General features: G+C 37.4%; 14 protein-coding genes. 1 reads left to right on the forward strand and 13 read right to left on the reverse strand.

The annotated features are described in order from the left end of the window. Positions 1–10: 10 nt before the first annotated feature. The 8 genes from ftsL to WKV44_09045 form a co-directional block, all read right to left on the reverse strand. Positions 11–274: a cell division protein FtsL gene (ftsL, locus tag WKV44_09010; GenBank protein ID MEM5948681.1), complete on the reverse strand. Its 264-nt coding sequence runs from the start codon at positions 272–274 to the stop codon at positions 11–13. Next, the gene (gene rsmH / locus WKV44_09015) at positions 261–1,193 is read right to left on the reverse strand and encodes a 16S rRNA (cytosine(1402)-N(4))-methyltransferase RsmH (GenBank protein ID MEM5948682.1); all 933 of its coding nucleotides are present in this window, start codon (positions 1,191–1,193) and stop codon (positions 261–263) included. The genes ftsL and rsmH overlap by 14 nt, the downstream gene beginning before the upstream one ends. Positions 1,194–1,199: 6 nt before the next feature. After that, positions 1,200–1,640, reverse strand: a complete 441-nt coding sequence (gene mraZ, locus WKV44_09020; protein MEM5948683.1) for a division/cell wall cluster transcriptional repressor MraZ — start codon at positions 1,638–1,640, stop codon at positions 1,200–1,202. 193 nt (positions 1,641–1,833) lie between these two features. Next, positions 1,834–3,432: a 1,4-alpha-glucan branching protein domain-containing protein gene (locus WKV44_09025; GenBank protein ID MEM5948684.1), complete on the reverse strand. Its 1,599-nt coding sequence runs from the start codon at positions 3,430–3,432 to the stop codon at positions 1,834–1,836. Between the two features lie 2 nt (positions 3,433–3,434). Next, positions 3,435–4,160, reverse strand: a complete 726-nt coding sequence (locus tag WKV44_09030) for a DUF4912 domain-containing protein (GenBank protein ID MEM5948685.1) — start codon at positions 4,158–4,160, stop codon at positions 3,435–3,437. Positions 4,161–4,202: 42 nt separating this feature from the next. Next, on the reverse strand, positions 4,203–5,057 hold the full coding sequence (locus WKV44_09035) for a class I SAM-dependent methyltransferase (GenBank protein MEM5948686.1): 855 nt from the start codon (positions 5,055–5,057) through the stop codon (positions 4,203–4,205). Positions 5,058–5,069: 12 nt separating this feature from the next. Further along, positions 5,070–5,900: a hypothetical protein gene (locus WKV44_09040; protein MEM5948687.1), complete on the reverse strand. Its 831-nt coding sequence runs from the start codon at positions 5,898–5,900 to the stop codon at positions 5,070–5,072. Beyond that, positions 5,897–6,943, reverse strand: a complete 1,047-nt coding sequence (locus tag WKV44_09045; protein ID MEM5948688.1) for a hypothetical protein — start codon at positions 6,941–6,943, stop codon at positions 5,897–5,899. Before WKV44_09045 ends, WKV44_09040 begins: the two co-directional genes overlap by 4 nt. Positions 6,944–7,016: 73 nt before the next feature. Here WKV44_09045 and cdd point away from each other — a divergent pair, with 73 nt between their 5' ends. After that, positions 7,017–7,421, forward strand: coding sequence for a cytidine deaminase (gene cdd / locus WKV44_09050; protein MEM5948689.1), 405 nt, complete (start codon positions 7,017–7,019; stop codon positions 7,419–7,421). 2 nt (positions 7,422–7,423) lie between these two features. On the opposite strand, the gene WKV44_09055 is transcribed toward cdd, so the two are convergent. Genes WKV44_09055 through WKV44_09075 form a run of 5 tightly spaced genes read right to left on the reverse strand, consistent with a single transcriptional unit; the run spans position 7,424 to position 12,252 of the window. Further along, the gene (locus WKV44_09055; protein ID MEM5948690.1) at positions 7,424–8,224 is read right to left on the reverse strand and encodes a hypothetical protein; all 801 of its coding nucleotides are present in this window, start codon (positions 8,222–8,224) and stop codon (positions 7,424–7,426) included. Then, entirely contained in the window at positions 8,217–9,914 is a 1,698-nt protein-coding gene (recN, locus tag WKV44_09060; GenBank protein ID MEM5948691.1) for a DNA repair protein RecN, read from the reverse strand. Before recN ends, WKV44_09055 begins: the two co-directional genes overlap by 8 nt. Continuing rightward, positions 9,907–10,743: an NAD(+)/NADH kinase gene (locus WKV44_09065; protein MEM5948692.1), complete on the reverse strand. Its 837-nt coding sequence runs from the start codon at positions 10,741–10,743 to the stop codon at positions 9,907–9,909. Before WKV44_09065 ends, recN begins: the two co-directional genes overlap by 8 nt. Before the next feature lie 8 nt (positions 10,744–10,751). Then, positions 10,752–11,765, reverse strand: coding sequence for a DegT/DnrJ/EryC1/StrS family aminotransferase (locus WKV44_09070; protein MEM5948693.1), 1,014 nt, complete (start codon positions 11,763–11,765; stop codon positions 10,752–10,754). 7 nt (positions 11,766–11,772) lie between these two features. After that, positions 11,773–12,252: a chemotaxis protein CheW gene (locus WKV44_09075; protein ID MEM5948694.1), complete on the reverse strand. Its 480-nt coding sequence runs from the start codon at positions 12,250–12,252 to the stop codon at positions 11,773–11,775. Between the last annotated feature and the right edge of the window lie 49 nt (positions 12,253–12,301).

Genomic DNA, 12,301 nt, shown 5'->3' on the forward strand with positions numbered 1-12,301 from the left:
TGCCATATTATTATTTAACCTCAATTGTTATAATCTTATTTCTATCCACCTTTTCTAATCCAAGACCGTCCTTTGCTATCTTTTCTATCCTTTGCGGAGAACTCATTACCTCTATGGCAGCAATTAAGCGTTTATTCTCTTCCACAAGTTCTTCTTGTTTTTGCTGAATTTCTAGAAGCTTTTTTTCTAATTCCTGATACTTATAGGATTGAAAAATAAGCAATGAGAACAAAATAAGAATAGAAACAGTAGCAATATATTTAAACATTCTCATGTTTAACCCCATCTTTACATAATACCAACTCAGCAACTCTTAACTTAGCGCTCCTCGAAGGAGGATTATTTTTTATTTCATCCTCAGTAGGGACAAGAGGTTTTTTTGTTATAATATTAAAATACATATCATTATCTTTATTTGAATTCTGTTTAAAAAATCTCTTTACAATTCTATCTTCAAGAGAATGAAAAGAAATAACAGCGCATCGTCCATAATCATGCAATAAAGACATTGATAGAGACAAAGCCCTGTCTAGTCTTGAAAGCTCATTGTTTACAGCTATTCTTAAAGATTGAAAAACCTGCGTTGCAGGATGGATTCTGCCATGTCGAAATCGAGAAGGAACACTATTAAAAACTATATCAGCCAGTTCTTTTGCAGTTCTTATATTATTGTTTCTTCTGTGTTTTATGATACTTTTTGCTATGGTCTTGGCAAATCTCACCTCTCCGAAATCCGAAAAAATGCTAACCAATTCTTCTTCTGTTTTTGTCATAAGGATTTCTTCTGCTGTAATACCATGCCCAGGAAAGAGCCGCATATCAAGCGGCTCATCCTTAAACATGGAAAAGCCCCTCCCAGAGCTCTGATAATGGAATACTGATACGCCTAAATCCATGAGTATTGCAGAAACACTGCATTGTGTGGATAATTCTGTAAGAACATCATCAAACCACCCATGAACAAAATCTATTCTATTTCCATATTTTTTCAATCGCTTTTTTGCTAATCCCAGCATGCCCTCATCAGCATCAATACCTACAATTCTTATATCCGGATATTTCTCCAATAAAGCCTCAGAATGGCCTCCGGCTCCCAAGGTAGCATCAATAACAAGACCAGAAGAATTATTCTGACCAATAAGAAGAGAAAGCACTTCTGTTCTCATAACAGGTATGTGTACTACGTCTTTCATACTACCTCAAAAAAGCAATGAGTCGCCGATTTCCTCTGCTGCTTCATTAAATTCATCTTCATGCTCATCCCAATATTTTTCATATTCAGAAACATCCCATAATTCTATATATTTCTGAATTCCAAGAATAAGAATATCTTTCTCAAACCCTGCAAACTCTCTCATAGCCTGAGGGATTGTTATTCTTCCCGCCTTATCAATTTCTATTTCCTGTGCAGGTGCTACAATTCGTCTTTGTATTAATCGCGCTTTTTGTTGAAAAGGAGATATAGTGGTTAATAATTTTTCTGATATTTTATTCCACTCATCAGGTGGAAACAACCATAAGCATCTGTCAAGGCCACGGGTAAGAACAAGACTTTCTCCTGCTATGGATGACCTTAATTTTGCCGGTATAAGGAGCCTGCCTTTATCATCAAGAGCATTCCTAAATTCCCCCGTAACCATACCCTTTTACCACTTCCTCCTATTTTTTACCACTTTTTCCCACAAAATTCATATTATACCATCTATATCATTTGTCAACTTCGGATTTGTGTTTTAATGTAGTTTTCTTCCGATAATACAACGCCCTACTCAACACATGTTGAGTAGGGCGTTCAGTTTTTTATATATTTTATAAATTATTCCAATTTTTTTGCTAAAGTGTGCTTATATTATCACCGATAAATATTCGATAATCTATATTACCAAATAGAGGATATTTCTTCTCCCGTGTGGTTATCAATTCTGTAGGAATCTCGCCTCTGCTAAAAGAAGCGTAAATCTCATAAAAGTAGAATAGATGTTCTTTTATTCTTTTTTCGGCATAGGGAACCATAGTCCCATTCCTAATGATGAAAGGCCAATCTGAAGCTTGCGATAACAATATTTCTCTAGCTGCTTGATTAAGTGCTCGAGCTCTCAATCCTTCGGCATCAGAAAATCGCAAAGCAAGATCTTGCATCTTTTCTATTGCATGATGGAGATATCTGTATATCCAATCATTTTTGCCATCCAACCATACTTCGGAGTAGCCTTTTGTTCCCCAGCTTGAAAAAGAGGGAAGGTTCTCCTGAAATTCAAAGTTATTAGAAAGATAAGAAGATGGAGATGCTATTTCTAACACATCGTCTTCTGCAGCAAGCCTTATAACCTCTTCTAACCATGCCAATCCCTCAAACCACCAGTGTCCAAATAATTCTGCATCATAAGGACAGGTTATAACAGGAGAAAAAGGCATATGTTTATTTATCTGTCGTATCTGCTCTCTTTTTTGTGTTATAAAAAGATGTGCATGTTCTTTTGCTTTTTTTTCCGCAGCCTCAGGATTATAGATATCTTTATTGTAGGTATTACCTGTTATCGCATTATACTTGTAACCAGTAAAAACCCTACTTTTGCCATCAGGGAAAAAGAAAGATATATCATCCATATCAAGTTGATATCCTATATCCTGATAAAAATCACGATATACTACATCAGCAGGATAGCCATGTTTTTGGGACCAGACAGCTTTTGCAGAATGAGGATCCCTGCCAAATGCAAAAACTCCAGAAGGTGTAACAATCGGAGCAAAAACCCCATATTGTGGTCTTTTTTCTGCAAATAGTATGGCATGTGAAGCTACAAAAAAATATTTTATATTTCCATCTGCTAGAATATTTTCCAGTCCAGGTGTATATCCACACTCAGGAAGCCAAAAACCTTGTGGCTGTTGAGTAAAATTTTCCTTATGCTCATTTATACCAATATTTATTTGAGCTTTTATATTATTAGGAAAGATCTCAAACAAAGGAAGATATGCATGTGTGGCGGCACTTGCAACTATTTCTATATAGCCTTTTTTCCTATATTTGTTAAAAGCAGATAATAAATCTCTATGATATAATCTTTCATAATCCTCAAGATTTTGTGAAAATAGATTGATATACATATCAACCAGCTTTTCAAGCTCAGAATTCCCTCTTACTCTTATTTTCTCCCTTTCCCCCAGCTCTAGAAGAAGTTCTAGATGCTTTACATATCTTTCCTGAAGAAGAGAATCCCTGAGCATTGCCGCAAGAGTAGGGGTTATAGTCATGGAAATAGAAAAAGGTACAGAATCCTTATCCAGCCTAGCAAACATTCTAAGTAGAGGAAGATAAGTTTCCGAAATTGCCTCAAACAGCCATAATTCCTCTAAAAACCTATCGTACTCAGGATGCCTTACAAACGGAAGATGAGCATGAAGATGTAACAATAAATATCCTTTATTCATAATCAATCACCTGTAATATAAAAATCAACTGAGGAAAAAGACGAAGAGGATTCAAAAGGCGACTGAATAGCAAGAAACTCCTCTCTGGTATCTATTGCAGATAAAGAAATAAGAATATCGGAATCAAGATTAAAGTCATTATCATTCTTAGGTTTTATCTGCACGGAGGGCACGTCAATAATATTTGAGGTAAGGATCACATTTTCTTTATCCATTTCCTGAGTTACCAACGATACCTGATAAGAATATCCCTGTACAATGCTAAAATAATAGGAATCATCATCAGTACTGACAGGAATCACATAACTGTCAAGAGAGGAATCCTTATCATTTTTTTTATATTGATATACCTTTAGGAAAAACCCAGAAAAATCTTCATTTGATAACAGTTCCTCCAGAATAGTATCCTTTACATTCCAATAGCAAAAGGCCCAAACAGGATCTCTGATAAGAAGTCTAAAGAACGACTCTCCTTTTAAATCTGGTAATTTCTTTTCTTCCAAATTATTGTAGAGTTCTTCATCTATCAATACGTCATATTTTCTCTGCTCCACACGCATCGGAGCATTTTCTATATCATCCAATTCTTCCCGTCTATCATTACAATCATCGAGTATCTGTTCTATCAAGGATTCTCTTGAGATATCATCTCTGACTTTTATTTTCCTCTTTTTTGCAATATCAATCAAAATCTCGGAATCAAGGCTTTCTAACGCTTTCCTATCCATATCTTTTATCCTAAAGAAAAGATTTTCATAGTGTCAAGTAACTTATAAATCAACAGTTGGTTTTCTTATAAGGAATAGCATAACATCTCCAAAACCCAATAGTTTTGCCATAATATCAAAAGGTTTCTTAATGAAAGTAGGAACAATACCTTTTGCAATGCCTCCCCATGTTTTCCATGCAACTATTTCAAACCCTTGTTTTTCCAAAATAGAAAGAAGAGTATGCTTTGAAAACAAAAAAGTATGATCTGGAATAGCAGACCTCCACTTCTCACGTAGGAGCAAAGCCTGAAAACCTTCAACATTAGGAGTAACAATAACAGCATAACCTCCGGGTACAAGCAATCTATAAATTGCAGACAAAAAGGCTACCGGAGATGGCACATGTTCTATTACATGAGAAGAATGAATAAATCCAAAATATTCATTTTCTATATCAACACTCTCAACTGGTGTTTCTAATATTTCCAGACCATAATTTTTTCTTGCATATTCTGCAGACTGATGACATATTTCTATACCGTAAGCGTCCCATCCCCGTGACTTAAAAAAGGAGAGCAGTTTCCCTGTAGCACAGCCTATATCCAAAATACGCTTCACCTTAATTAAACTTTCCAACTCATCAAAAAACCGAATATCATTTAGGCCCTTTAACATCAGATCAAAAAAATTGCTTTCATTCTCAATTTCGTACTCAAAATAGGAATCATCATATCTACCTGCAAGTGCATCTGGAACAGGCTGTGGATACTGATATACAAATCCGCATTTTTTACATTTCACATAGCTTGCGGACTCTATTTGCCAAAACATCCGCCTTTCGGCTGAACCACATACATAACAATCAATATGCCTTTTTGGCTCATTAGAAGGACGAGTAGAAAAAGTTTTTGTCATACATACTCCCGGCTATTTTACTATAAGACTATAATATTGATAATCTACACTACCATTAATATCCTCTAGGACTATCTTCAAACTCTGTTTTCCGGGAAGAAATCTAAATTCTCCCAAAATAAAGTTACCAGCAGAATCAAAAATTTCGTCGGACGGCCGTGAAGATACAACAGACATATTCCCGGCAAAAATAAAAACAGAACTCATTTCAAAATACGCTATCTCAAGACCTTCAAGGAATACCGAAATCTTATACCATGGTAATTTGATATTATCAGAAACATAATAGGCTTTGAGTCTCATTTTCCAAGTACCAATAGGAAGAAAATTATCTTTATATTTATCAAGAATAATTTCTCTCCCGTCATCTGATACAATAGAAAAAGATTCCACCACTGCTTTTGGCTTAGCATTCACAGGAATACGAGGTAAAAGCAATAAAGGATTCATCACCATTTTTTTATTGGTATCATAGAATTCCATATAATATATATCAGAAATGGGAACACCCAGCTCAGTAAATTCTGATAGAAAACCGGAATCTTCTGCCACAGATAAGCCCATATAACAAGAATAAAGACCATCACCATTATATATTATAGAAGAACTATCTTTAAAATAAGGTATAACGCTTCTTTTTGAATCATAATAAAAAACGAGTTCACCTGGAATAGCGATATCCACAGGATAGTTAGAATTAAAAATTAAGCCCGAAGAAAGGTGGGAAAAATTATTAGTATAAAACTGGCCAAAAAACACATTGACATTCTGATAAGAACCAGGCCACTCTATGGAAAATGCAAAACTAGAAACAAAAAAAAACATTAGGATTTTGCTTCTCATATTCTATCACCCGTTTTTTTTATTGCAATCAAAAAAAAACCTTTTTTTGAAAAAAACATGAATTTATTTTCTTTATATCCGGGGATAACTCTTAAATCCGATAATACAGACGAAAATAATACTTTATTATTTTTTATAGCAGAAAGAACCATACTATTATTTTCTTGAGAAACCACAAAATCAAGTTTTAGGCTCTCCACATTATAAAATCTCAATAGACTTTTTATATCAAATCTTATCTCCTCGTTTGTATTTATGTTCTTTATCAACATGCCGTTCTTCTCTTCTACTACAACTCTACCATTAGACACCGTAATATATACAGGACGTTTAAGTACTCCGCTCAAAACAGTATTCCATATTTCTTTTGGTTTTCCTTCTGTAATAGAATAAACACGAACATACTGCTTCTTAAATCCTTCCACAAGAGCAAGATACTTATAATCATCGCTCAGTGCCAATCCATACACAATGGACTCACCAGTATTGGAAACAGTTATTTTATAAGAGTTGCTGGGAGTATCCCAATAAACATCTCCCCCTACGACAGCAGAAACAACATTATCGGATGGAGCAGTAAAAGCAGTTACAACACCTGGATACACATAAGAATTTATGATCCAATTATCCAAATTAAGTCTCTTAATAAACTTTCCGGAATCATCGATAAAAAAAACATAAGGACTACTACTGTCATAAAAAAAAGGTCTTCCCTGTTTCAGAAAACTTCCTACCTTTCTATCTTCCCAATCTTTAATTATCCATTGTCCGTTGTCTTCTATTATATAAAAATGCGAAGAAGCAGCTCCATTATCTATTTTTTTCTCTATCCAACTTTTTAAATTCCAATCCACTACACCCGCAACACCAGAATACATATAACTCCAACTATCGGCATAATAAGCATTATCCTTGGAGTGATTGGTATCCGTCACGTCGGTTTTTGCTTCAATAGAAAAAAATATTTCATCTCCTAAATGATACGGGAAAATAAAAAAAGAGAAGCAGAACAAAACAAGTAACCATAAAAGAATATCTCTCATATATGCCTTTATAATATTTAGCTTTTGAATTATCCTATAATAACGAAACATAAGATGTCAACAAGAGGTAAATATGGAAAAAATAAAGCTTATGGAAAAGGCTAAAGAAGCCAGCAAAAAAGCATACGCCCCATACTCAAAGATAAATGTAGGTTGTGCAATAGAAACAATGGAAGGAGAAATCATACTGGGAGCCAATATAGAAAACAGATCATACGGACTAACAATATGCGCAGAAAGAACAGCCATATTCAACTATGTACTAGGAAAACATAAAGGAATAAAAGCTCTTGCCATATACAGCGCAAACGTAGAAAATACTCTTTACCCTTGCGGAGCATGCAGACAGGTTATGTCAGAATTTATGAAAAAAGATACACCTATAATATGTTATAATGCAAAAGAAAATAAAATAATAACAGAAACATTGGGAAGTCTTTTTCCAGGCGATGTCCTCTCAGAAATAAAGCCAGATTAAAATCAGGAATTTTTAGCTCGCTTTTCATCATCTTCCATTTTTGTCTTCCAAACATCTATTTTTCTATTTGTACTTTCTACCTCTTCCTTATTTCCCAGAATCTGATTAAACCTCTTATAACTTTCCAGAAAAAGTATCGCCTTTCTAAAATCATCAAGTCTCTGAGTAGAAAGCTCATATCTTTCTCTATAGCGATCAGCAGCCTGAGCAAGAAGACGCTTTACCATATCCACATACAACAGGCGCTCTCTATATCCATCAATCCTAGGATCAAGCTTAGCAACAATTTCACGCAAATCAAGAATATTTTTTGAAACAACTGCAAATCTGGCCTCAAGATCCACAAAAGCCCATTTCCACTTGGAAACCTCCCCAAAGGCATCCTTAACACTTGCTAAAGAAAACCCCAATTTATTTATCAGTCTGAATCTCTCAATATCATTAATTCCCATAATAGCATCCCACCTCCCCTTTAACTCACTAAGAGGCGGATCAATAGAAGAAGAAACCACATCTTCTATCCGCATAATAGAAACAGAGCAAAGTTTTCTTGCTTCATTTAAAAAACCATCATTTTTTATTCCCAGCAACTGTTCTGACAAAGCATTCATGAGAAGATAAAACGACACCTTGTTGATAAGAAGCTCAGACAGAGCAAATCTCTGAACCTCAAAACCAGAGTCAGAAGATGCTATAACAGACTCTAGGTTTTTTTCTCTTGACGAAAGCTTATCCAATATATTCTTATATTTCTGAATCCTATTAGCATATATTTGCTTTGCCTCTTCTGAAACTTTAGCCACCTTTTACTCCTTGATATCTCTCAAGCAAAGCCCTGGCATGCTCCAAGGAAACAGGATTTTCCGAATCGCCAGAAAGCATCCTTGCTATTTCCTTTTCCCTTTCCTCTTTTTTTATATAACTTATATCGGTATAAGTGGCATTAGATTCAACTCTCTTGCTAACAAAAAGATGCCTATCTGCTCTGGAAGCAATGGAAGCAATATGAGTAATACAAAAAACCTGCTTATCTTTAGCAAGCTCAGAAAGATGCTTACCAACAGCTATAGCTACCTCACCTCCAATACCTGTATCCACCTCATCAAAAATAATTGTAGAAATGGAATCTGCCTTTGCCATAAGGGTTTTTATGGCAAGCATAACCCTAGAAAGCTCACCTCCAGAAGCAATTTTCCTAAGAGGTTTAAAATCCTCTCCGGCATTAGGTGCAATAAGAAATTCAACAGTATCCATACCGGAGGGGTTACACAGCGGAACACCCTTTTCCGATATGCGAGGAGAAACATCTATCTTAAACCTTGCCTTAGTCATTCCTAGAGTTTTTACAATATCTTCAATCTTTGCAGAAGAATCAGAAGCAGCCGCATTTCTCAAAGCGGATATTTGTTTGGCCATTTCAAAAACACCACGTCTTAGCTCGGAAACCTTCTTCTCCAACTGCATAATATCATCATCGTAAGAAACAACTTCCTCAAGTCTTTTTTGGGCATTTTCAAGATACGAAAGAATCTCAGGGATAGAATCTCCATATTTACGCTTGAGCTTCTGAATCTGTGCAATACGCTCGGAACACTGCTCAAGCCTCTCAGGAGAAAAAGAAAGACCATCCCTGTAAGAAGAAAGCTGTTCTACAACATCCTCAACCTCATAAAATGCACTTTCCAATCTGGAATACAACTCCTTAATAGAAGAATCAAACCCTGCAACACTATCAAGAAGTCGTAACATACGCTTGAGACCAGGCAAAACACCATGCCCATCATCCCCTGCCAGATAAAAAAAATCGGACAAATCGGAAAAAATCTTTTCCATATTGGATAAAACAGCTAGCTCGCGATCCAACTCTTCATCTTCACCTTCGACAAGAGAAGCTCCTTCAATCTCCTTTACAGAAAACTCAAGAAGCTCTCTTTCCTTCTCCAAATTATCCCCTCTGGCAACAAGCTCATCAAGCCTGTTTTTGGTAGAAACAAAATCATTAAAAAGAGAAGAATACCTTGCAAGCTCATCATCTAGCCCTGCAAAAGAATCAAGATATCTTCTCTGACTATCCGGTTTAAATAGAGATTGATGCTCATGTTGTCCATGTATGTCCACAAGAAAAGACGTAAACTCTGCAAGATCAGAAGCAGAAACGCTGACCCCGGATATAAAAGCAGAACTCCTACCCGTCTTTTTTATAACACGTCTTACGATAACAAGACCATCCTCAAACGCTATATCCCGCCCAGAAAGCCATAATAAAGCATCATTATTATTAGCTACATTAAAGACAGCAGAAACCTCTGCAAAATCGGCACCACTCCTTATGACATCAGAAGCGACACGCTCTCCCACCAAAACAGAGAGAGCACCTATAAATACGGACTTTCCAGCACCAGTTTCACCCGTTATAACAGTGAAGCCAGGAAAAAAATCCACAACAAGCTCGTCTATAATAGCATAATTTCTTATAGAAAGCTGTTCAAGCATAAACAGGCCCTCCTGACCATCTCAACTTGGTTCTCAAAAGCTCATAAAAAGAAAGAGACCCAAGAAGAAGCACCTTAGCCCTGACCCCCCTATCCTCAACTCTAATAACATCACCGGGAAGAAGAGAAAAAACCTCCTGCCCATCTATCGTGAGCATAACATCGCTTCTCTGCTCATTCATAACCCTCACACATACAGGCTCCCTTGCAGGAGTAACAACAGGCCTGCTGGCAAGAGAAAAAGCACAAATAGGAGTAATAATAAACGCCTCAACATCAGGATGCAAAATAGCCCCTCCAGCTGCGGCAGAATATGCAGTAGAACCAGTAGGAGTAGCAATAATAATACCATCAGCATGGTACTCCCCCATCATACAACCATGCAGCTCAACAGAAAGCTTTACAATCTTAGAAATCCCCTGAGAAGACACAACAACATCGTTAAGAGCAACAAAATCACGGACAACACCATCCTTGCGTACAACAGAAACACTCAACATAAGCCGCTCTACAGGTAAAGCCCGCCCCTCTCTCCAGTTATCAAAAAGAGACCACCACTCATCTCTACCAGACTCAGCAAGAAAACCTAACCTGCCCGCATTTATAGGAAGAAGAGGCACATCAGACCCCGCAAGCAATCTAGAAGCAAACAACACAGTACCATCCCCACCTATGGAAACAGCAAGAGAATAAGAAGAAAAATCAAAAACCTTAGAATCACTCCAGACATCCACAACACAACCAGCAGAAGACAAACGATCTCTCACATCAGAGAGAATATCATGGGCAAGAGACTTGGATAAATTAGCAACAATCAAAACCCTGCACATAAAAACACCTACGGTAACGTAGCAATCACCCTGGAAATCAACTCAACAGACTCATGAGATAACAGAGGATACAAAGGGAAAACAATGCACGAAGACACAAGCAACTCAGCACCCTTACAGAACACATCCGACTCAAACCCCGACCATAAACTATCCCCAAAAATCCTCATAACCTCAACTCCCTGCTTCTTTGCATAGACCATAACATCCTTGATAGAAGAAGAAAGAACAACAGGAAAAGAAAAAGGCACATCAGTTCCCCCATCTGCCCCAGGGCCAAAACCCGAATGTCTAGACTGCATAAGAGCAGAAGTAAAGAAATCAAAAATCTCCCTTCTTTTGGAAATAAAAAAATCAAACTGAGCAAGCTGCGTCTTACCCAAGGCAGCATTCATATCGGACAAAAAATAAAAAGACGGGAGACTCGCAACAGCACCCTTAAATCCAGAAACAAATTTTCTGGAAACCACACCTGCAAAAGCTCCCCCTGCAGAAGTAATAATCCCAGACTCTTCCAAAGAAACAACAACAAAATCAGCAAAACCACCAACAGACTCTCCATTCCACAAAGCACCCAGCCCCTGAGACAAGTCCATCACAAGAGGCACACCTAAAGAGGAAAAAAAAGACATATCAGGCACAACCCCAAGAGGAATACCCCAAAAGACAGCCTTTACCCCATCCAGTCCATCAAAAGATACAGGGAAACCGGAAGAAGGCACAACATCCACAAAAACAACATCAATCCCCCTTGATACAAAAACATTGCCATACACAGAAGACAAAAGAGGCATAACAGCAACCTTATCTCCAGAAACAAGTCCAAGCGAATCACACACAAGAGAAATAGCCCTCTCCAAATCCCGTAGAACAACCCCCTGGGAAGCACCACAAAAATCCGCAAGCCCATCGGCAAACGCCTCCGAAACCTCACCCGGCGCCAGCGCATCCTCTACAAGCTGATACAGCACAGCCTCCATATCCACCCTTCTCACCGTAGGCCTAAACACAGGAATCAACACACACCCCCTACTTACCAATAGAACGCTCTATCTGACGCAACTCCTTGGGACTAAAAAGCCTATGAACATCAAGCACAATAAGATACCCATCCTCTTGATGCACAACACCCTCAATATACTCCGTCCCTATACCAGTAAAAACCTCAGGCGGAGGCTGAATCCTTGAACGCTCAATAGAAACAACACGCAAAACCTTATCTATAATAATGCCAATTCTATTATTGGAAACCTCAAGAATCAAAATACCACTGAGCAACCTGTCCTCCTCGGACAACTCCGGAGACTCTATATTAAAACGCCTATGCAAATTAATCACAGGAAGAATATCTCGCCTCAACTTAAAAATCCCTTCAATAAAAGGCGGCGCATTAGGGATAGGCCGTATCTCATGCAACCTTTGAATCTCCTTGACATCAAAAATATCTACACCATAAAACTCATTGCCGAGCTGAAAAGTAACAAGCTGGATATTAGAATTATCAGCCATAGGACCCCCTACACATAGAATACGGCAGTAATAAGAAATATGCAAGAGG

The organism is Spirochaetia bacterium 38H-sp (assembly GCA_039023545.1).
In the GTDB taxonomy this organism is placed as follows: domain Bacteria; phylum Spirochaetota; class Spirochaetia; order Winmispirales; family Winmispiraceae; genus Rarispira; species Rarispira pelagica.

Bases quoted from the DNA above. Each gene is read 5' to 3' on its own strand.
- ftsL (MEM5948681.1), bottom strand. From the start codon at position 274: ATGAGAATGTTTAAATATATTGCTACTGTTTCTATTCTTATTTTGTTC.
- rsmH (MEM5948682.1), bottom strand. From the start codon at position 1,193: ATGAAAGACGTAGTACACATACCTGTTATGAGAACAGAAGTGCTTTCT.
- mraZ (MEM5948683.1), bottom strand. From the start codon at position 1,640: ATGGTTACGGGGGAATTTAGGAATGCTCTTGATGATAAAGGCAGGCTC.
- WKV44_09025 (MEM5948684.1), bottom strand. From the start codon at position 3,432: ATGAATAAAGGATATTTATTGTTACATCTTCATGCTCATCTTCCGTTT.
- WKV44_09030 (MEM5948685.1), bottom strand. From the start codon at position 4,160: ATGGATAGGAAAGCGTTAGAAAGCCTTGATTCCGAGATTTTGATTGAT.
- WKV44_09035 (MEM5948686.1), bottom strand. From the start codon at position 5,057: ATGACAAAAACTTTTTCTACTCGTCCTTCTAATGAGCCAAAAAGGCAT.
- WKV44_09040 (MEM5948687.1), bottom strand. From the start codon at position 5,900: ATGAGAAGCAAAATCCTAATGTTTTTTTTTGTTTCTAGTTTTGCATTT.
- WKV44_09045 (MEM5948688.1), bottom strand. From the start codon at position 6,943: ATGAGAGATATTCTTTTATGGTTACTTGTTTTGTTCTGCTTCTCTTTT.
- cdd (MEM5948689.1), top strand. From the start codon at position 7,017: ATGGAAAAAATAAAGCTTATGGAAAAGGCTAAAGAAGCCAGCAAAAAA.
- recN (MEM5948691.1), bottom strand. From the start codon at position 9,914: ATGCTTGAACAGCTTTCTATAAGAAATTATGCTATTATAGACGAGCTT.
- WKV44_09065 (MEM5948692.1), bottom strand. From the start codon at position 10,743: ATGTGCAGGGTTTTGATTGTTGCTAATTTATCCAAGTCTCTTGCCCAT.
- WKV44_09075 (MEM5948694.1), bottom strand. From the start codon at position 12,252: ATGGCTGATAATTCTAATATCCAGCTTGTTACTTTTCAGCTCGGCAAT.